The organism is Rhizobium sp. AG855 (assembly GCF_003610655.1).
Lineage (GTDB): Bacteria > Pseudomonadota > Alphaproteobacteria > Rhizobiales > Rhizobiaceae > Allorhizobium > Allorhizobium wuzhouense.
The window spans coordinates 1,114,397-1,134,277 of record NZ_RAQG01000003.1; the positions used below are offsets into that span (position 1 = coordinate 1,114,397).

The window sequence follows — 19,881 nt, forward strand, 5'->3', positions numbered from 1 at the left end:
CGCTGGACCATCATGTTTGCCGTGATCGAGACCTACTGGGCCGAGACTCTCGCCGTGCTGTCCGTCGTGTTCGGCACGGCCGCAGCCATCCATGCGGCCATGACCAAGCGCGAGGTCCGGTCCGCTCTCGGCTGGGTCGGCGTGATCATTCTTTCACCGCTGGTCGGGGCACTGATCTATGCCGTGGTCGGCATCAACCGTATCCGGCGCAAGTCGCTCATCTCGAGACGTGCGCTGGCGCTCGACGAGATCTGGCGGAGCCTTTCGCAATTCGCCATCAGCCGGGAACAGGTGATTGCCGAGTTCGGGCCGCGATTCGGACAGATGAAGCTTCTCGGCGACCGCGTGACGCGGCATCCTTTGTCTTCCGGCAACAGCATCACGCTTCTGGCCACCGGTGAGGAGACGTTCGACGCCATGTGCGCGGCGATTGACGGTGCTGTCTGCAGCGTCATCCTCGAGACCTATATCTTCGACCGCGATGCGGTGGGTCTGCGCGTGGCGGACTGCCTGATTGCCGCCCATCGCCGTGGGGTGAGCGTGCGCGTGCTCGTCGATGCCGTCGGCGCCCGTTACAGTGTGCCGAGCATCATCGGCTATCTGGAAGACGGCGGCGTTCCGGTTGCGAGCTTCAACGGTCAGGTCATCATGGGCCTGCGCCTGCCTTATGCAAACCTGCGCACCCATCGCAAGATCCTCGTCGTGGACGGTGCCGTTGCCTTTGTCGGCGGCATGAACATTCGAGCGGGCTTTACCGGTCCGGAGGCGGCGCGGGACACGCATTTTCGAGTTACCGGGCCTGTCGTCGCCGATATTTTGGCGGTGGCGGCCGAGGACTGGCATTTCGAGACCAATGAAGTGCTTCTGTCACCGGACTGGAGCATTCGGCTGGAAGGCGCAACGCCGGGCGAGGGAACGGCCGTGCGTGCGGTCGTCTCCGGTCCCGATGCGCATCTTGAGACCAATCACCGGCTGCTGATGGGCGCCTTTTCCGTCGCCGAGCGGACAATCCGGATTGTCTCGCCGTATTTCCTGCCGGACAACACCTTTCTCGCTGCGCTCAATACGGCCGCTCGACGCGGCGTGCAGGTGGAGATCGTCATACCCGCCAAGAACAATCTCGCGATTGTGGCGCGTGCCATGATCGCGCAGTTTGATCAGGTTCTGCGGGAGGGCTGCCGGATCTATATGGCGGACGGGCCGTTCGACCATTCGAAGCTGTTGGTCGTCGACGAGCAGTGGTGTTTCATCGGCTCGTCCAATCTCGATTCGCGCTCGCTCAGGCTCAATTTCGAGATCGATCTCGAGGTCTATGATTCTGATCTCGCGGACCGGATCGGCCAGCGGATCGATCTCACTCTGCAGACGGCCACGGAATTGACGACTGATGTGCTGAAGGCGCGTCCTTTCTGGCTGCGATTCACTGACCGTTTATTCTGGCTCGGATCGCCCTATCTCTGACAGATGTCGCCGGCCGGCGGCATCTGACATTTCAGCCTTTGCGTCTGTCGACGCACAACCGAAGGGGTCCCATGAAGACGAGCAGACCGAGCCTGGCGCGCACGATGATGACCTCCTTCCGCAACCGCCGTCAGCGACCGGACGGTGCGAGTGCGGTCGAGGGTGGCAATGGTGTGATGACGGTTGCCTCCTACAATGTGCACAAATGCGTGGGGACCGACGGACGCTTCGATCCCGGTCGGATCATCGATGTCATCAGGGAGATCGGCCCCGACGTCATTGCGCTGCAGGAGGCCGACCAGCGTTTTGGCGAGCGGTCCGGCCTTCTCGATCTCAACCGGCTTCGGCTGGAGACGGGGCTTCTGCCGGTGCCTGTGATGGGCGGCACGAAATCGCATGGCTGGTGTGGCAATGTCCTGTTGTTTCGCGAGGGGATTGTCGAGGACGTGCATCAGGTGTCGCTGCCGGGTCTTGAGCCGCGCGGGGCGCTGGTGGCGGAGATCGAATTGCAGGGACGGGAAGGGCGCTCCAGTCTGCGCGTCATTGCCGCCCATCTCGGCCTGATGCGATGGGCAAGGCGACAGCAGGCCGATGTGATCCTCGACATGCTGCAGTCTCGCCAGGAGCGACCGACGCTTCTGATGGGCGACTTCAACGAATGGCGGCTGGGGCCGGGTTCGGCCCTGACCAAGCTCGAGCCGGTCTTCGGGCCGCTGCCACCGCCGATCCCAAGCTTTCCGGCCCGGCTGCCGGTTCTGTCGCTGGATCGGATCATGGCGAACAGGACAGGGTTGATCACCGATGTCACTGTGCATGACACGCCGCTTGCGCGGGTGGCATCGGATCATCTGCCGCTGACGGCGCGGGTGGATCCGAACAGGCTGGGGGATTGACGGCCGGCGTGCGTCACGCCGCTTTTCATTCCGCAAAATTCGATTAAGACCGACGAAACACGCATTCGGAGGACGGCATGAGCACGGATTTGGGCATTGGCGCAATCGCAGTCGAAGACCTGACGGAAGACCAGGCCAAGGCCGAGTTGCAACGGCTTTCGGCCGAGATCGCCCATCACGACGCGCTGTATCACGGCAAGGACCAGCCGGAGATCACCGATGCCGACTATGACGCCCTGAAGCGGCGCAACGACGCGATCGAGGCGCAGTTCCCGCAGTTGGTGCGCACCGACAGTCCGTCGCAGCGTGTGGGGGCGGCCCCCGCCGGCATCTTCGCCCAGGTCGTGCATGCCCGGCCAATGCTGTCGCTCGACAATGCCTTTTCCGACGAGGACGTGCAGGATTTCGTCGGCTCGGTCTATCGGTTCCTCGGTCAGATGCCTGACGGTTCCATCGCCTTTACCGCCGAGCCGAAGATCGACGGACTCTCGATGTCGCTGCGTTACGAGAACCGCAGACTGGTGACGGCCGCGACCCGCGGCGACGGCACGACGGGTGAAAACGTCACGGCCAACATCCTGACGATCAAGGAAATCCCGGTCGAACTGCCGGCTGACGCGCCCGACGTGGTCGAGGTGCGCGGTGAAGTCTATATGGCGAAGTCCGACTTCCTGGCGCTCAACGCGCAGATGGAGGCGGAGGGCAAGCAGACCTATGTGAACCCACGCAACACGGCGTCGGGGTCACTGCGCCAGCTCGACCCGAAGGTAACGGCCAACCGGAAGCTTCGCTTCTTCGCCTATGCCTGGGGTGAGATGAGCGTCATGCCGGCCGAGACCCAGTCGGGCATGACCGACGTCTTTCGCCGTTGGGGTTTCCCGGTCAATCCGCTGACGCGGCGTCTGGGTTCGGTCGAGGAGATCCTTACACATTACCATGACATCGGCCTCCAGCGGGCCGATCTCGACTACGACATCGATGGTGTCGTCTACAAGGTGGATCGGCTCGACCTGCAGGCCCGGCTCGGTTTCCGTTCGCGCTCGCCGCGCTGGGCGACCGCACACAAGTTTCCAGCCGAACAGGCCTTTACGACCGTCGAAGCCATCGACATCCAGGTCGGACGCACGGGGGCGCTGACGCCGGTCGCACGCCTGACACCGGTGACCGTCGGTGGGGTGGTCGTGACCAACGCGACGCTTCACAATGCCGATTACATCGAGGGCATCGGCAATGCCGGCCAGCGGATCCGCGAGGACGGCCACGACATCCGCATCGGCGACACGGTGATCGTGCAGCGCGCCGGCGACGTCATTCCGCAGGTGCTGGATGTAGTGATGGAGAAGCGGCCCGAGGGGGCGGCGAAGTATGTGTTTCCGACACAGTGCCCGGTCTGTGGCAGTCATGCCGTCAGGGAGAAGAACGAGAAAACCGGCAAGCTCGATTCCGTCACGCGTTGTACTGGCGGCTTCGTCTGCCGGGCGCAGGCGGTCGAACACATCAAACATTTCGTCTCGCGCAATGCCTTCGATATCGAGGGGCTCGGGACAAAGCAGGTCGACTTCTTCTTTGAAAGCGAAGATCCGGCTCTGATGATCCGAACAGCACCTGACATTTTCACGCTTAAGGAGCGCCAGGAGCGATCGCTGACCAAGCTGGAGAATATTGAAGGCTTCGGTCGGGTCAGCGTGCGCAAGCTGTTCGACGCCATCGACGCGCGGCGTGAGATTGCGCTCAACCGCTTCATTTTCGCGCTTGGTATCCGCCATGTCGGCGAGACGACGGCCAAGCTTTTGGCGCGCTCCTATGGCTCGTACCCGGCCTTTGCCGAGGCGATGCAACGCGCAGCGCCGAAGTTCGGCGATGCCTGGAACGAGTTGAATGCGATCGAGGGGATCGGTGAAGTGGTGGCCGCCTCGATCGTCGAATTCTTCAAGGAGCCGCGCAATCTGGAGGTTGTGCAGCGCCTGTTGGTTGAAGTGCGCCCGCAAGATGCCGAAGCGCCTGTTGCCAGCGACAGCCCCGTTGCGGGAAAGACCGTTGTGTTCTCCGGTTCGCTTGAGCGCTTCACGCGTGACGAAGCCAAGGCCCGTGCAGAGGCGCTTGGGGCCAAGGTTGCCGGATCTGTTTCCAAGAAGACGGATTATCTCGTGGCCGGTCCCGGAGCGGGTTCCAAACTGGACAAGGCACGCGAAGTCGGAGTTACCGTCATGACTGAAGACGAATGGCTGGCGCTGATCGGCGGCTAGGTCACGCCGCAGTAAAGGCGGCGTCGCCACGGTCGGCGAGGGTGCCGTAGATCGACTGTTCCTGCTGGGGGCTGCGCCCGAGATCCCGCTCGTGATGAAGGCGGTTTCGGCCGGAGGTCTTGGCGAGGTAAAGGGCGCGGTCGGCGGCGGCGTAGACGGCCGAGAAGTCGCGGGTGGGGGTAAAGTCGGCAATGCCGCCGGAAACCGTCACGGAGATCGTCTGCTGCATGCTGTCGATCAGCCGACCCGCCACCATGCGGCGCAGCTTCTCGGCAATCTGCATCATTTCGCCGTGGTCGAGACCGCAGAAGAGCACGGCAAATTCCTCGCCGCCGACGCGGGCCGCCAGATGCGGTGCCTTGATGGTTTCCCGCAATGTCTGCGCCACCGCGATGATGACATCGTCGCCCGCCAGATGGCCGTAGCGATCGTTGATCTGCTTGAAACGATCAATGTCGAGGATGAGCAGGTGACCGTGTTCGACGCGCGAAATATCCTCGATGAAGGCGCGGCGATTGAGCAGGCCCGACAGCATATCCGTGCGGCTCATCTGCTGGAATTCCCGCCGCGTCCGGGCAAGGTGAATGACGGCATAACCCATATACATCGAGGAAAGCATGGTCAGGCTGTAGGCGACGATGACCGTGATTGCGCAACCAATGGTAATGTCATGCAACAATGGATTGCGCAGGACATTGAGAGACCACAAGCAGACCAGCATGGCCGCCACCATGATGCAGGCAATGATCGATACGCGAATGGAGAGCCGATTGCCAAATCGAATTACGGGTGCCCAATGGTCGAATTCCGTCAAACCGATGTCGCGGATCACCCAGGTTTCAATATGTTGCTTCAACATCGGTTTCCGACCAGGTTTCTGAAATAATTCATGCCAGAAAAAGACTGTCGGCCATGGTGGCTGCAGTCCTTCGTCTAGCGTTATAGGCAAGCGGATGTGTAATTCTACCGTAAAGTCGCGTCGGGTCGATTGAGTGCCCTTTCCGCGTGTGTTGAATTTATCCTTCTAAAAATTAAGCTTTGGTGAAAACGTAACCTAAGATTGCGTTATTGCCAAATCCGGCCGGTTGCATTTATGGCTCTGTGAAACCGACAGCGCGTATGCTGAGCGTGAGCGTCGAAGGATCATTTTCGAAGATGACGGCGCCGCGCGAGAGCGATCCCGCAGCGACATAATCGAACGTCACCTCCGCCTCTTCCACGAGCCGGGATTTGTCGAGGAGTTGCGCCCGAACCTCGACGCCGGCTGCGGCAAGCGTCGCCGTGTTTCGCAGTTCGAAGACGACCTGCCAACCTGAGGTGACCTTCTCGGTCGAAACGACATGGGCGACGAGTTCCGGCTGGCGATCCTCGGCGGTCCAGATATCGACGACGAGCCAGCCGATGACGGCACAGATTGCGGCGAGCGAGACGAGTCCTGTCACCCACTCGACCCAGTGTGGACGGGATTTTTCGGCATTGCTGCTCAAACGCGACGGGGACATTTCGAGCTCCTTACAGAATGAGGCGGGCAGCGGCCGCCCCGATGGCGGCGGGGAAGGCCAGCACGATGACGACCAGCAGGGCTTCAACGCTCGCCATGCCGTCCAGCCTCTCAAACGTCCAAAGCGCGTAGAGGCTCACGGTGAGCGCCACCATGTAGCCCGGCAAAGTGAAGCGGATGAAGGCGTGCCAGCGGGGCTGGTCTTTCTCCAGGGTGTGGCCGCCGCGAAACGCAAGCGCATAGACGAAGCCGTGCATCAGGAGGATGGAGACGAGCGCGAGCGCGAGGGCATGCCAGGGCGTCATCTTGTAGGCGAGTACGATCATCTCTTCCGTCGGAGCGAGGTTCAGCGACAGGAAGAGGGCGCCGACCGCCATCATGAACAGCTCCATCGCATATCCGGTGCCTGACTTTTCGTCCTGGTCGTCTTCGCCCTCGTCGTCTTCATCGTCGTCGTCGGACATGCTCAGCTGGCTGCGGCCGAGCATGGCACCGATGCTTGCGGGGACGGCCTGGATCGCCACCATGCCGATCCACTGGTCGACGGGCATGTCGATCGTGATGACGCCGAGCAGGACCAGGAAGGCGGCACTGGCAATGATGCCCATGCCATAGGCGACGATGGCGTCACGCGCCGACTGCGCCCAGGTGGCCGTGTGTTCGAAGCCGATCCGGTGCGACAACACGAGCAGGAGGGGGATGTTGAGGACCAGCAGGAGGAGGAGGCGTTCCCGCGACATGTAGAAGCCGAGGAACCACATTTCCATGGTCATCAGCATGGGAATGGAAAAGAGCAGGGCGCCGGCAAATCCGCGGGCAATGCCTCTCACGAACGCGTCGACGTCCGTGCTCGTCGTCTGCCGAATTGCTGTCGATGCCATTGTTCCACCTTCCCATGCCCGCCGACAATGCGGGAGGGAAATGTGTTGTTCCATGGCTGCAGGGCCAAAGTTTGGTTCTGGCACCGTTTGGTGGATTAAACCGGGTCAGGCGGCGGGGAAGGCAGGGGCGGGCAGGCCCCTCATGGGGCCTGCAAGGATCCGATCAGACTTTCGGCTTGAATGTCTTCTTTTTCGGTCCGCCAGCGGCGCCCCGGTCGTCGAACTTGCCCTTCGGCTTGCCGGCATAGGCAGGCTTGTCACCCTTGGGCTTGCCACCCCAGTCGGGCTTGGCCGACTTGTCCCAGGCATTGGACGCGTTCTTCGGCTTCTTGAATGCGGGTTTGGCCGGTGCATCGCCCCAGACTTCGGCGTCGGTTGCCGCCATGGCATCGCGCGGTGCGCGTGCCGGGGCCTCATCCTTGCGGGCATAGGGCTTCTTGTCGCCATAGGCAGGCTTGTCGCCGTAGGGCTTCTTGTCGCCAAAGGGTTTCTTCTCCCCGTAAGGCTTCTTGTCACCGTAGGCCTTCTTCTCGCCGTAAGGCTTCTTGTCGGCGTAAGGCTGGCGTTCGCCCTCTTCGCGCGGCGGGCGCGCGGCGCGTTCCTTCGGGGCGGCGTTGAAGTTCGGCATGCCGGGCAGGCGCTGCACGGTGATGCCGCGCTCCAGGGCCGAATTCGGGCCAAGCGCTGCAACGAAGGTGTCTAGGCCGCTTTCGGAGATCTCGATGAAGGTCTCTTCCGGCTGCATCTTGATCGCGCCGATTTCGTTCTTGGTGATGTTGCCGTTGCGGCAGAGCATCGGGATGAGCCAGCGCGGCTCGGCATTCTGGCGACGGCCGACGGAGACCGAGAACCAGACGCTGGGGCCGAATTCGCTGCGCGGCTTGGTCGCTGCACTCGACGGGTTGGCGTAATCCGGTTCGCGCTGCTTGCGCACGGCTTCGGGATTGACCGGGATCAGGTCTTCCGGTGCCGAGCGATTGCCGCGCTGCAGGCGGAGGAACGCGGCGGCGACCTGTTCTGCGCCGTGGGTTTCAAGCAGGGTCGCGACCATGGCACTTTCGTCCTCGCCGATCGGCTGGGTCAGCGACGGATCGGCCATCAGCCGCTCGTCGTCCCGGGCCATGACTTCGTCGGCCGACGGCGGCAGCGCCCAGGCGGCCTGGACATTGGCGCCGCCCAGCAGGCGCTCGGCCTTGCGGCGGGCGCTGTTGGGCACGATGAGCGCCGAGACGCCCTTGTTGCCAGCGCGGCCGGTACGGCCCGAGCGGTGCAAAAGGGTTTCGGAATTGGTCGGCAGATCGGCGTGGATCACGAGTTCGAGGCCGGGTAGGTCGATGCCGCGGGCGGCGACGTCGGTTGCAATGCAGACGCGGGCACGGCCGTCGCGCATGGCCTGCAGCGCGTGTGTGCGTTCGTTCTGCGACAGTTCACCGGAGAGCGCGACGACGGAGAAGCCGCGATTGTGCAGGCGTGACGTCAGGTGGTTGACGGCCGCACGGGTCGAGCAGAAGACGATGGCGTTGCGGGCCTCATAGAAGCGCAGCACGTTGATGATGGCGTTCTCGCGGTCGGGATTGGCAACCATCAGAGCGCGGTATTCGATGTCGACGTGCTGCTTCTTTTCCGAGACGGTCTCGATGCGGCGGGCGTCGCGCTGGTAGCTCTTGGCAAGATCGGCGATGGAGCGCGGCACGGTGGCCGAGAACATCATCGTGCGGCGATCGTCCGGCGATTCTTCCAGGATGAATTCGAGGTCCTCGCGGAAGCCGAGATCGAGCATCTCGTCTGCTTCGTCGAGGACGACGACCTTCAGTTCGGACAAATCAAGCGCGCGGCGGGTGATGTGGTCGCGCAGACGGCCCGGCGTGCCGACGATGATATGGGCACCGCGTTCCAACGCACGGCGTTCGTTGCGGATATCCATGCCGCCGACGCAGGAGCCGATGATGGCGCCGGTCTCGGCATAGAGCCATTCCAGCTCGCGCTGCACCTGCATGGCCAGTTCGCGGGTCGGCGCAATTGCAAGCGCGAGCGGTTTTCCGGCGCGGCCGAAGCGAGATTCGCCTTCGAGAAGCGTCGGAGCCATGGCGAGACCAAAGGCCACCGTCTTGCCGGAGCCGGTTTGTGCAGAGACCAGCGCATCGCGGCCCAGAAGTTCGGGGTCGATCATGGCTTCCTGAACGGGGGTGAGCGTCTCATAGCCACGCTTGCGCAAGGCCTCGGCAATCGCCGGGACGATGGCGTCAAAATTGGTCATCGGTTTGTCTTTCGAAAGTGATGGATGGTGCGGGCACAGGCTCCGCGCCCGCCGAGTGCGGGTATGTTGGCGCCGTTCCTATCTGGAACCTCCGCAAAAGTACAGGGGGCCGGGGCGAAAAGGCCGGATATGGTGAAAGGCCCGCCTGACGGGGCGGGCTTCCTCCGGCTTCACATCCTGAGGCGCGCCATGGCAAAGGCATCGACATAGGCACCGTCGCGAAAGGCGAAGGCCCGGTGGACGCCTTCCGTCTCGAAACCGAAGGACTGGTAAAGTGCGATGGCAGCCTGGTTGTCGCAAAAGACGGTCAGTTCCAGGCGGTGCAAACCGATCCACTGATCGGCAATCGCGATGACCTCTCCGAGCAGGGCTCGGCCGATGCCGCGGCGGTGGTACCTGTCATGGATGCCCATGCCGACCATGGCCGCATGGGATCGGCGTCCGTTTGCGCGGATGAGGCCGATATCCCCGACAATCAGATCATCCACGACGGCGACAAGGTTCATGCTGCCGTTGATCGGCTGCTCGAGGTAGCGGCGGACTTCATCCGCCGATTGGTAGGGCAGGCGCAGGGTGCCGCTTCGGTAACCCGGCAGGTTGTGGAAATCGGCAATCTGTTGGGCGTCGATTGGCGTGGCGGAGCGGATGACCAGGCCTTCGGGCCAGGAGGCTGCCGACGAGACGGGAGGAGGGGTGGCGGGTGCGTGCATTGGCTCTGACTTTCAGTCAATGGAGAGAGCCGGTTCCTGCAACCCCGGCTGTCTCGCAGGGTTGCCGGGGGATGACTTGCGGTCGATCAGACCGTCGAGACACGCCCAGCGCCCTGATCAAGGGCGACGGTCATCATGGTCACGAGGTGGATCGAGATCGCAAAGGTCATGGGTTCAAGCTGCAGACAGAGCTTTCCATTGTCAAGCGTCGGGGCGGTTGCCCGAATCCGCCCGGCGGTTTATGCCGGTTGCATGTCCAGCCCTGCATCGTTCCAAGAGCGCGCGATCGCCATCGATTTCGAAACCGCCACCGAGGCTCGGGCGAGTGCCTGTTCTGTCGGCCTTGCCTTCATCGAGAATGGCGTTGTGGTGAGGGTCGAGGAGCGTTTGATTCGTCCACCCGGCAACCGGTTCTCGCCCTTCAATACCGCTATCCACGGCATCAGGCCTGAGCATGTTGCCTTCGCACCGGAGTTCCCCGAGGTCATGGCGGAGTTCTTCGGCGACTTCGAGGGGGCTGTCATGGTTGCCCATAACGCGGCATTTGATTTCTCGGTCATCCGCGCCAGTCTCGACTTTTACGGAATGCCTTATCCCGAGTTCTCCTATCTCTGCAGCGTCAAGCTCGCGCAGCGTCACTGGCCGGATCTCGGATCGCATCGCCTGAATGTACTCGCCGCACATCTCGGCCTCTCCTTCCAGCATCACAATGCGGCTGAAGACGCGCGGATCTGCGCACAGGCCTGCCTCGCCATGGCGGGTCAGGCGGGTGCGAGCGGCTTGATGGATCTGGCGACCCGGCTTGCCCTCAATCCCGGTCGGCTTCATCGCAGCGGTTACGACGCGTGCTCGTTTGCACGCAAGCCAAAGAAAACGGCCGTCGCCTTGCAAGGCTGAATCGCCGTCTTATCTAGAAGTCTATCGATCACAAAGGAGTGAGGCCATGTCTCCGCGTCGACTGTTTTTCATCGCTGCTCTCACAGCCGGCATCGCGGGTCCCGCTTTGGCCGAGGTCGTCGGCAAGGTCGGCGTCGACTGGGTCGGCAACGACATCGTCGTGGAAGCGGTGACAGATCCGGACGTGAAAGGTGTGACCTGCCATGTCACCTATTTCGACCGGTCGATCATCGACCGCCTGAGCAACGGAAACTGGTTCGAGGATCCCTCCAACAATTCCATCGCCTGCCGGCAGACGGGGCCGATCGAGGTCGGCCAGATCGATCTGTCGGAAGAGGGCGAAGAGGTGTTCCGCGAAGGGCGTTCCATCATCTGGAAGTCGCTCGTCGTGAACCGCATCTATGACAAGAAGAACGACACGCTGATCTATCTGGCACATTCGCGTCAGGTGGTGGAAGGATCGGCGAAGATGTCGATTTCGACGGTGCCTCTGTTCAACCAGAATGTCACCTGGACGAACGGAAAACCGCAATAAGCCGTTGCCGCGATGCCGACTTAAAAAACAAAAAAGCCCCGCAGCGTTTCAGCTTGCGGGGCTTTTGCGCGTCTCGTTGATTAACGGACGTAGACGATCTTGCCGCCATTGGCTGCCGTTTCAACGGAGATGACGTTGGTGGCTTCGATGCTCTGAGCCTTCAGGGCTTCACCAACAGCCGGGTCGGCGCTGACGTCAGACTGGGCCTTCGACATGGCGGCCTGGTCGTTCACCATCTTTTCAAGACGGGTGTGTTCCTGGCGGCCCTGGTCGTTGTCCAGGCTGTCGAGACGGATGATGCTGACGCCGTCAGTCATGGCGGCCGTCGAATTCGTGGTGGTGGTCGCATCGACCATCGGGTCAGCGGTCTGAGCCAGTGCAACGCCCGAGAAGGACGCGATAGACATGGCACCGGCGAGCGCGATCTTTACTGCAGAATTCATAGTATTTCTCCTTGGTTTCCTTACAGAAACTTCCGCTTCGTCGGAAGTAATGGAGAAACGCGCGATGCTGCCACCGGTTCCATTACAAAAGATACTGTTTTAAAAAAACATGTGTGGCGTTCAGTCGGCAAACGCCAAAAGCGCGATTGGAAGCGTGCCCAACCGCGGTGCAAACATTGAGACATGAACCCCGAAATCCGGGGTCCATGTTCTGGGAAGAGAAGCGGCTCAGGCGGCCTGAGCGAGTTCGTCGGCGATGACGGTGTCGAGATTGAGGAAGCAGACCATCGACTTTTCGAGCGCCACGATGCCGCGGCAGAAGGCACGCTGGGCTTCCGGAATGATTTCCGGTGCCGGCTGCAGATCCTCCGAGCGGATCGTCATCATGTCGGAGACCTGTTCGACCAGAAGGCCCACCAGCTTGCCGGCGATGTCGGTGACGATGATGGCGGCGCGTTCCGACGGCTCGGTCATCTTCATGCCGAGACGGCAGGCCATGTCGATGACGGGGATGACGGCGCCGCGCAGGTTGATCAGGCCGAGCACGTAGGGCGGTGTATGCGGCATCGGGGTGACCGGTGCCCAGCCGCGGATTTCCCGGATCGCCATGATGTCGATGCAGAATTCCTGATCGCCGAGATGGAAGGACACGATTTCGAGATACGCACCCGACTGTTTGATAGCATTGCTCATCTTAGAACTCTTCCCAGTGTTCTTTTGCAGCGGCACCGCTTGCGGATGCCGAGGCCGTTCGATTGAATGTTCCCGCCACCTTGTTGATCAGAGCGCGCGCGGGAGAGGGTCTTGCGGGAGCTGAGGCGGCAGCCGGCTCCCAAGCGTTTGCATGAGCAGTCTCGCCCAAGGTCATCTTGAACTGTCCGACCAGTCGCGAGAGGTTCTCGGCGTCGCTGGCTAGAGTATGGGATGCCGCGTTGGTCTGCTCCACCATTGCCGCATTCTGTTGCGTGACCTGGTCCATCTGTCCGACGGCCGAGTTGATCTCGCTCAGTCCCACTGATTGTTCACGCGCGCTGGTAACGATTGCCTTAACGTGCTCGTTAATTCGTAAAACATCTTCGCCGATGCGATGCAGAGCCTGGCCCGTGGCGGTGACCAGATCGACGCCGCTGCGCACTTCCTCGCTCGACCTTGTGACGAGTGTCTTGATATTGCGGGCGGCCTCTGCGGCGCGGCCGGCGAGCGCGCGGACTTCCTGGGCGACGACGGCAAAGCCCTTGCCGGCTTCCCCGGCGCGGGCGGCCTCGACGCCGGCGTTAAGAGCCAAGAGGTTGGTCTGGAAGGCGATCTCGTCGATCACATTGATGATCTTGCCAATCTCGCCGGTCGCATCCTCGATGCGGTTCATTGCGGCCATGGCATCATTGACGACTTCGCCGGACTTCTCGGCATAGTCCTTGGCATTGTCGACCATGTGGCTGGCTTCCTCGGCGCGTTCGGTCGAGGTTTTGACGGTCTGGGTTATTTCGGAGAGGGCTGCCGAGGTTTCCTCCAGCGAGGCAGCCTGCTGTTCGGTGCGGCGGGCGAGGTCGTCGGCGGCGCTGCGCATCTGCTGGCTGTTGGCGTGGATCGAGCTGCTGTTGCTGGAAATTTCCGTCATGACCTTCTTCAGGTTGGTCGCGACCTGGTTGAAGTCGTGGCGCAGGCCTTCGAGATCCGGCGGGAAGGCGGCGCCAATTGCGGCGCAGAGGTCGCCTTCCGAAAGTTTCTTCAAGCCATCGCCAAGCGCATCGACAGCCTGCTTGAGGGCGCGCGTATCGGATTCCGCGTCGGCCATGCGGCGCTCGCGTTCGCTTTCGTCCTGCAGCCGCTGGCTGCGGGTGCGCTCCTCGAGTTCCTGCTTTTCGATGGCTGCCTGTCGGAAGATGTCGGCCGAATTGGCCATGCGGCCGATTTCGTCGCCGCGCTCCGTGGCCTCGATGGCGGCTTGATAATCGCCGTCGACGATCCGCTGCATGCTGCGGGCAACCGCGCGGATGCCGTTGGCGATCGAATTGCCATGGATGAATTGCAGGCTGAGCACGGTCATGAACGCAATTACGCCCAGGAGCAACTGAACATAGAGGGCCTCGGCACTGCGCTGGGTGGCCTCTGCAACGCGTTCTTCGACAATGTTGCCGCCAAGGGCGGAGACATTGTTCAGCGTGGTTCCCAGTCGCTCGCCCGCACCATCGATGGCGTCATCGATTGCGGCATAGTCCGCCTCCGGTGCGCCGGTCTCGACCATTCGCTTCAGGTCGACCTTGATGGCCTGGAGGACGGCCTGCAGATCCTGGTCGTAGGTTCCCGCTTCGCCAGCCGCACCGGCTTCTACCGCGATGGATTTGAGCGTGGCGCTGCCTTCAACGAGAATGTCTCCTGCGGCATTGATGATCTCAATGCGCTCGGGCTGGATACTGCCTTCGCCGCGATCGATGATCGTGTCCATGGCGGCCAGGACGAGATTGGCATTGGCCAGCCGCATCTCGTTGACCTTCTCGACCTCGGCTTTCACCGCGATGGCCCGTTCCAGGGAGAGGTTGAGCTGCGCATTCTGGTACCAGCCGACGGCCAGCATGGAGCCGATGCCGAACACTGCGGCTGCGCCTAGTGTCATCAGGCGCTGTCTGACCGACAGGTTCTTTCCCGTAATGTAGTTCAACAAGCTGTATCTCCCCAGGCTCGGTCCGGCAGGCATCTGCCGTTGTCGTGTCATGCGAAGATCAGGTGTGAAGACCTGAGGACGGTCATGTCCGTGTGGCGGTGCGGGCCACGACGCTGCGGCAGAATCGCACGCTATAGTTAAACCTAAGCTAATTTAATTTACCGTTGTAGGCCGCTCGATCAATTCTCGTCATGGCGATGTTGAAATTGCCCGCCTGTAGAGGTGCCAGGTCGCGTGACCGGCAATCGGCAGGACAACCAGAAGCCCGGCGAACATCGGGAGCAGCGCCAGAAAAGCGGCGACGGCAACGATCAGACCGAAGGCCAGCATGGGGATCGGGTTTTCGATGACGGTCCTGAGGCTGGTCAGCATGGCGGTGACAAAATCCGGATCGTGATCGAGCAGCAGCGGCATCGAGATCACGGTGGCCGTAAACAGGATCGTTGCAAGGACGGCGCCGACGACGGTGCCGATCGCCAGGAAGGTCAGACCCTGAGGCGTCGTCAGAACAAGGTCGACAAAGGCGTTGAGCGTTGCCGGAATGCGGAAGCCGAGCAGCAGCGCCATCAGCAGGCGGACCTGATAGATCCAGATCCAGAAGATGAACAGCACGACGAAGGCCATCCATGACAGCTGGCGCTCTCTCTGCCGGAAGACCTCGGTCAGGATCGCTTTCCAGCCAACGGGTTCACCAGCGCGATGACGCCGGCTGATCTCGTAAAGCCCGACGGCGACGAAGGGACCGACAAGGGGAAAGCCAATGGCGACGGGGATGATCATCCATGGCAGATGATAATAGGCGAGCATCACAGCGATGAAGACCCCACCGAGTGCATAGATCGCGCCGAAGAACAGGCCGAAAAGAGGGTAGGTGCGGAAATCGCGCATGCCATCCGCGAAGGCGCTACCGACATCCTCCAAGGTCAGTCGGTTGATCCGGAATTTCGGCACGGAGCCGTCCTTGACCGCTTGCTGTTCCATCTGTCCCTCCCAAGACGCTGGTGCTGCGACAATGTGTCAGCAAAAGGTGATTCCCTTCCTTGATATCCGTCAAGTGGTCGGCTTCCGGCTGCGAAAGGACGTGTCTTGTCTCTGCAAATGCGGTATGTTGAGACCATGATCCATTCGGAACACAGGTCGCGGCATCTTCCGCTGGCAGCCCTTGGGCTTGCCGGTCTTCTTGCCGCGTTCCTGATCTTCCTCGGTTGGATGCGCTTCGGCAGCGAGATTTTTCTGTCGCTGATCGATTCCGGTCTGGCATACTGCTTCTGAGCGGAAGAAGCGTAGTCGCCGTGACAAATTGGCGCTGACTGCGTCGTCGCTTGAAGTTGAATTGCTTTTGCGCCGCCTTCGGACTATCCGGCTCGACATTGGAATTTTTTGTCGCCAAGGATTTTCGTTCATGAAAACCATTCGCATCGTCTTGTGGGCCGCCGTCATTCTCATGGCCGGTGCGCTCGGCTGGTTGACCTATTCTGTTACGCAGTCCGGCGAGAAGATTGCAGAAGCGCCGTTCGGCGTTCCGTTCCAGCTCGTCGACCAGAACGGCCAGCCGATCAGTGAACAGGCCTTTCGTGGCAAGCCCACGGCCTTGTTTTTCGGTTTTACCCATTGCCCCGAAGTCTGCCCCACCACACTGTTCGAGCTTGATGGCTGGCTGAAAAAGGTCGATCCCGACGCGAAGGGCCTGCAGGCCTATTTCGTCACCGTTGACCCCGAGCGCGATACGCCGCAGCTCCTCGGCCAGTACATCTCCAATGTCACCGATCGGGTGACCGGCATTGCCGGGGAGCCGGCGAAGATCGCGGAGGTCATCAAGGGGTTTCGCGTGTATGCCAAGAAGGTGCCGCTCGACGAAAGCAAGCCTGATGGCGATTACACGATGGATCACACGGCGTCCGTTTTCCTGCTCGATGCGGACGGACGCTTCAAGGGTACGATCGCTTACGGCGAAAACCCCGATACGGCGGTGAAGAAGCTCGAAAACCTGATGAAGGGCTGATCCGCCCTTCATCTGCGGCGGTTGCCTTGGCGGCCATTGCGTTGTACCGCAACGCCTGACCTTCAGACGTCCGAGGAAGTACAGCCGTGAGCGAAATCCGCCTATATGTCAGCACGACCGAACAGAATGCCAATCGTGTCCTCGATCTGCTGGGTTTCGAGTTCGGTGAAGAGGATTTTGCCATTGCGACCACGGAGGTCGACGAAAAGGCGGATATCTGGGAAGCCTCGATCTATCTGATGATGGAGGATGAAGAGGCGGTTCGTGACCGTTTCGCAGGCGCGATCGCCGAAGAGTTTGCCGAGCTTGCGATCGAACGCGAGGTCATTCCTGACATCGACTGGATCGCCAAGTCGCTGGAGGGCCTGACGCCTGTCAGGGCAGGGCGTTTCCTGGTTCATGGTTCGCATGATCGCGACAAGGTGCAGGTGCATGACATCGCCATCGAAATCGATGCGGGCCAGGCTTTTGGCACGGGGCATCACGGCACGACTGCCGGCTGTCTTGAGGTGATCGAAACGGTCGCGCGGTCGCGCAAGGTGCGCAATGCGCTTGATCTGGGTACTGGCAGCGGTGTCCTGGCGATTGCTGTGCGCAAACTCCTGCCGATCCCGGTTCTCGCCACCGACATCGATCCGATCGCCGTGCGTGTGGCGCGCGACAATGCGCGGCGCAACAAGGTGGTCGATGCGATCGATTTTCGCACGGCACCGGGATTTCATTCGACCGCATTTCGCGAATACGGACCCTTCGACCTTGTTATCGCCAACATCCTGGCGCGGCCGCTGATCAAGATGGCACCGCAGCTGGTGACGCATCTGGCGCCGAACGGTTCGGTCATTCTGTCGGGGATCCTCGCCAACCAGCGTTGGAAGGTGATCGCGGCCTATAGCGGCCAAGGCCTTTCGCATGTGCGCACGATCTGGCGGAACGGCTGGGTGACCATTCACTTTACGCAAGGGAAGGGCTGACTCCCAGAGTCAGGCCCTTTGTTCGCGATACGGCAATAAAAAAAAGGCGGCTCCCTAAGGGGCCGCCTTTTTGGCATCGGCATCATGCCGCGCCTTGGTCCGCGAGCGTGGGAGGAGCGCTCGAGCGGATGCTATCGTGAAGTCTCAGATGAGGGAGTGCCGCGACGGACGACGGCGCAGCTCGTCGCGGGTCAGGCCCATGGCCTTCAGCGATGCGTCATCGAGAGAGAGCAGGGCGCCTGTTGCGTAGAGATCGGCCCGGCGCTGACGGGCTTCCACGAAATTGTCGAGGGCTGTGCGCAGGAAGGACTTGGCCATTTCTCTGATCCTTTCGGTTCAACGCGGTCACCGCGTCGTCATGCTGATCATATAGGCGCGCTCGGTCCGTTGAGGCAGGGGGATTTGGGCACGGGAGCCCTGCAATTGCTGCATAGCAACATGAGGTCGACCTTAAATTTAGGCATGGCGGATATACGGTACGATTGGTGCCATATCCGTGGCGGGGCAAATCCTGCGGATGGGCAGGGGAGGTCGGGCTTGCTATAAGGCCGGACAGAATCCCGTTCATCAGCCGCAGGCATCCCATGTTCCAGTCCTTCGACGTCAAATCCACTCCGCAGCACGGCAAAGCCCGCATCGAGTCCCTGCGCGGGCTCTTTGCCGACAACAAGATCGATGGGCTGCTCGTACCTCGCTCCGACGCGTATCTCGGCGAATATGTGCCGGCCTCGGCCGAGCGTCTTGCCTGGGCGACCGGCTTTACCGGTTCTGCGGGACAGTTGCTGGTAACGGTCAGTCAGGCGGTCGTCTTCGTCGATGGCCGTTATGTCACACAGCTTGCCCAGCAGGTCGATCCTGCGGTGTTCACGGCGGGCGATCTGATCGGCGAGCCTCCGCACAAGTGGATCGTCAACCATGCGGCCAAGGGGTTCCGTCTGGGCATCGACCCGTGGATGCACACGGGCGCAGAAGTACGCAGGCTGGAACAGGCGCTTGCGGAGATCGGCGGCGCGCTGGTGCTGCTGCCGTTCAACCCTGTCGATCGGCTCTGGACCGACCGACCGGCCGAGCCTCTCGGCAAAGTCGCCATTCAGGCCGAAAACCAGGCTGGTGTTCCGGCCAAGGACAAGATTGCTAAAATCGCCACCGACCTGGCCGAGCGGGGGCTCGCCGCCGTCTTCATCACCGATCCATCGTCAGTCGCCTGGATCTTCAATATTCGCGGCAATGACGTTCCGCATACGCCGCACCCGTTGTCGCGTGCCTTCATCAAGGCGGATGGGACGGCTGAACTGTTTCTGGATCCGCGCAAGACCAATCTCGACGTCGAAACCTATCTGCGTGATCTTTGCGAGCAGGTCGATCCGCAATTGCTTTCCGAGCGGCTGGAGCGGCTTTCGGCGGGCGGTGCACGTATCCTGGTTGATCCGGATCTCGCGCCGCATGTGCTCGGCCACATGATCCGCGAATTCGGTGGCGTGGTGGTCGAGGGCAATGATCCGGCCAAGCTCGGGCGGGCGGTGAAGAATATGGTCGAGCTGAACGGCTCTGCCGCCGCTCATCTGCAGGATGGCGTTGCGATGGTCGAGTTCCTGCACTGGTTCGACGAACAGCCGGCCGGCAGCCTCACCGAGATCACAGCTGCCCAGGCACTGGAAGCTGCGCGGACACGGGTCGGCGAGCGCATGCAGAATCCGCTCAAGGACATTTCCTTCGAGACCATCTCCGGGGCCGGCGAACACGCTGCCATCATGCACTACCGCGTGACGACCGAGAGCGATCGTTCGATCCGCACGGACGAGATGTTCCTGATCGATTCCGGTGCGCAATATGTGAACGGGACCACAGACATCACCCGGACGCTGGCCGTCGGCACGGTGCCGGACGAGCAGCGGCGTTTCTTCACGCTGGCGCTGAAGGGCATGATCGCGATCAGCACGGCGCGTTTTCCGAAGGGAACGCGCGGCTGTGATCTCGACCCGCTGGCGCGTATCGCGCTGTGGAAGGCGGGTGCCGATTTCGCCCATGGAACCGGCCATGGCGTCGGCTCCTATCTCTCGGTGCATGAGGGCCCGCAGCGGATCTCGCGCGTCTCGACCCAGGAGCTTCTGCCGGGCATGATCCTGTCCAACGAGCCGGGCTACTATCGTCCGGGAAGCTTCGGCATTCGCATCGAAAACCTGATCTATGTCCACGAGGCAGAGGCGGTGGAGGGTGGCGATCAACCGATGCTCGGTTTCGAGACACTGACCTTCGTTCCGATCGATCGCAGGCTGATCGTCGAGGATCTGTTGACGCGCGACGAGTTGCGCTGGCTGGACGACTATCACCAGAAGACGCGCGACGAGTTGATGCCTCTGATCTCAGATCCGGCGCAGCGCGCCTGGCTCGAAAAGGCGACGGCGCCTTTCGGGCGCTGATC

19 protein-coding genes are annotated in these 19,881 nt (G+C 61.6%); 9 read left to right on the forward strand and 10 right to left on the reverse strand.

Annotation, left to right across the window (positions count from 1 at the left end):
• The first annotated feature begins 12 nt into the window (after nucleotides 1-12).
• The 3 genes from cls to ligA all read left to right on the forward strand — a co-directional run bounded on the left by cls (nucleotide 13) and on the right by ligA (nucleotide 4,600).
• Complete coding sequence (gene cls / locus DFO46_RS05430) at nucleotides 13-1,461, forward strand: cardiolipin synthase (RefSeq protein ID WP_120276602.1); 1,449 nt, start codon at nucleotides 13-15, stop codon at nucleotides 1,459-1,461.
• Between the two features lie 71 nt (nucleotides 1,462-1,532).
• A complete protein-coding gene (locus DFO46_RS05435) occupies nucleotides 1,533-2,354 on the forward strand; it encodes an endonuclease/exonuclease/phosphatase family protein (RefSeq protein ID WP_110790773.1) in 822 nt (273 codons plus the stop codon).
• Between the two features lie 77 nt (nucleotides 2,355-2,431).
• Complete coding sequence (gene ligA / locus DFO46_RS05440) at nucleotides 2,432-4,600, forward strand: NAD-dependent DNA ligase LigA (RefSeq protein ID WP_120276603.1); 2,169 nt, start codon at nucleotides 2,432-2,434, stop codon at nucleotides 4,598-4,600.
• A gap of 1 nt (nucleotide 4,601) precedes the next feature.
• Here the strand turns inward: ligA and DFO46_RS05445 are convergent, their stop codons facing one another.
• From DFO46_RS05445 to DFO46_RS05465, 5 genes are all read right to left on the reverse strand, one after another.
• A complete protein-coding gene (locus tag DFO46_RS05445) occupies nucleotides 4,602-5,456 on the reverse strand; it encodes a GGDEF domain-containing protein (RefSeq protein WP_183041841.1) in 855 nt (284 codons plus the stop codon).
• 235 nt (nucleotides 5,457-5,691) lie between these two features.
• A complete protein-coding gene (locus DFO46_RS05450) occupies nucleotides 5,692-6,102 on the reverse strand; it encodes a TIGR02588 family protein (RefSeq protein WP_120276605.1) in 411 nt (136 codons plus the stop codon).
• A 10-nt stretch (nucleotides 6,103-6,112) separates the two neighbouring features.
• Nucleotides 6,113-6,982, reverse strand: a complete 870-nt coding sequence (locus tag DFO46_RS05455) for a TIGR02587 family membrane protein (RefSeq protein WP_120276606.1) — start codon at nucleotides 6,980-6,982, stop codon at nucleotides 6,113-6,115.
• Between the two features lie 163 nt (nucleotides 6,983-7,145).
• Nucleotides 7,146-9,239, reverse strand: coding sequence for a DEAD/DEAH box helicase (locus DFO46_RS05460; protein WP_120276607.1), 2,094 nt, complete (start codon nucleotides 9,237-9,239; stop codon nucleotides 7,146-7,148).
• Nucleotides 9,240-9,409: 170 nt separating this feature from the next.
• Complete coding sequence (locus DFO46_RS05465; protein ID WP_120276608.1) at nucleotides 9,410-9,949, reverse strand: GNAT family N-acetyltransferase; 540 nt, start codon at nucleotides 9,947-9,949, stop codon at nucleotides 9,410-9,412.
• 252 nt (nucleotides 9,950-10,201) lie between these two features.
• On the opposite strand from DFO46_RS05465, the gene DFO46_RS05470 reads away from it, so the two are divergent.
• Both DFO46_RS05470 and DFO46_RS05475 read left to right on the forward strand, forming a co-directional pair.
• Nucleotides 10,202-10,846 carry a 3'-5' exonuclease gene (locus DFO46_RS05470; RefSeq protein ID WP_120278150.1) on the forward strand — a complete coding sequence of 215 codons (645 nt, stop codon included), beginning with the start codon at nucleotides 10,202-10,204 and terminating at the stop codon, nucleotides 10,844-10,846.
• Between the two features lie 46 nt (nucleotides 10,847-10,892).
• On the forward strand, nucleotides 10,893-11,381 hold the full coding sequence (locus DFO46_RS05475; RefSeq protein WP_110790766.1) for a CreA family protein: 489 nt from the start codon (nucleotides 10,893-10,895) through the stop codon (nucleotides 11,379-11,381).
• 80 nt (nucleotides 11,382-11,461) lie between these two features.
• On the opposite strand, the gene DFO46_RS05480 is transcribed toward DFO46_RS05475, so the two are convergent.
• From DFO46_RS05480 to DFO46_RS05495, 4 genes are all read right to left on the reverse strand, one after another.
• Complete coding sequence (locus tag DFO46_RS05480; protein ID WP_110790765.1) at nucleotides 11,462-11,824, reverse strand: hypothetical protein; 363 nt, start codon at nucleotides 11,822-11,824, stop codon at nucleotides 11,462-11,464.
• Nucleotides 11,825-12,052: 228 nt separating this feature from the next.
• Nucleotides 12,053-12,517: a chemotaxis protein CheW gene (locus DFO46_RS05485; protein WP_062278961.1), complete on the reverse strand. Its 465-nt coding sequence runs from the start codon at nucleotides 12,515-12,517 to the stop codon at nucleotides 12,053-12,055.
• A 1-nt stretch (nucleotide 12,518) separates the two neighbouring features.
• Nucleotides 12,519-14,438 (reverse strand): HAMP domain-containing methyl-accepting chemotaxis protein, encoded by a 1,920-nt coding sequence (locus tag DFO46_RS05490; RefSeq protein WP_245422602.1) that lies wholly within the window; start codon nucleotides 14,436-14,438, stop codon nucleotides 12,519-12,521.
• A 237-nt stretch (nucleotides 14,439-14,675) separates the two neighbouring features.
• Nucleotides 14,676-15,467, reverse strand: coding sequence for a DUF2189 domain-containing protein (locus DFO46_RS05495; protein WP_120276610.1), 792 nt, complete (start codon nucleotides 15,465-15,467; stop codon nucleotides 14,676-14,678).
• 135 nt (nucleotides 15,468-15,602) lie between these two features.
• Between DFO46_RS05495 and DFO46_RS23845 the strand changes: the two genes are divergently transcribed.
• The 3 genes from DFO46_RS23845 to DFO46_RS05505 all read left to right on the forward strand — a co-directional run bounded on the left by DFO46_RS23845 (nucleotide 15,603) and on the right by DFO46_RS05505 (nucleotide 17,459).
• On the forward strand, nucleotides 15,603-15,758 hold the full coding sequence (locus DFO46_RS23845) for a hypothetical protein (RefSeq protein WP_165826175.1): 156 nt from the start codon (nucleotides 15,603-15,605) through the stop codon (nucleotides 15,756-15,758).
• Nucleotides 15,759-15,888: 130 nt separating this feature from the next.
• Nucleotides 15,889-16,488: an SCO family protein gene (locus DFO46_RS05500; RefSeq protein WP_110790763.1), complete on the forward strand. Its 600-nt coding sequence runs from the start codon at nucleotides 15,889-15,891 to the stop codon at nucleotides 16,486-16,488.
• 86 nt (nucleotides 16,489-16,574) lie between these two features.
• On the forward strand, nucleotides 16,575-17,459 hold the full coding sequence (locus DFO46_RS05505) for a 50S ribosomal protein L11 methyltransferase (protein WP_120276611.1): 885 nt from the start codon (nucleotides 16,575-16,577) through the stop codon (nucleotides 17,457-17,459).
• 144 nt (nucleotides 17,460-17,603) lie between these two features.
• On the opposite strand, the gene DFO46_RS23850 is transcribed toward DFO46_RS05505, so the two are convergent.
• On the reverse strand, nucleotides 17,604-17,777 hold the full coding sequence (locus tag DFO46_RS23850; RefSeq protein ID WP_165826174.1) for a hypothetical protein: 174 nt from the start codon (nucleotides 17,775-17,777) through the stop codon (nucleotides 17,604-17,606).
• 266 nt (nucleotides 17,778-18,043) lie between these two features.
• Here DFO46_RS23850 and DFO46_RS05510 point away from each other — a divergent pair, with 266 nt between their 5' ends.
• Nucleotides 18,044-19,879, forward strand: coding sequence for an aminopeptidase P family protein (locus tag DFO46_RS05510; protein ID WP_120276612.1), 1,836 nt, complete (start codon nucleotides 18,044-18,046; stop codon nucleotides 19,877-19,879).
• Nucleotides 19,880-19,881 lie beyond the last annotated feature (2 nt).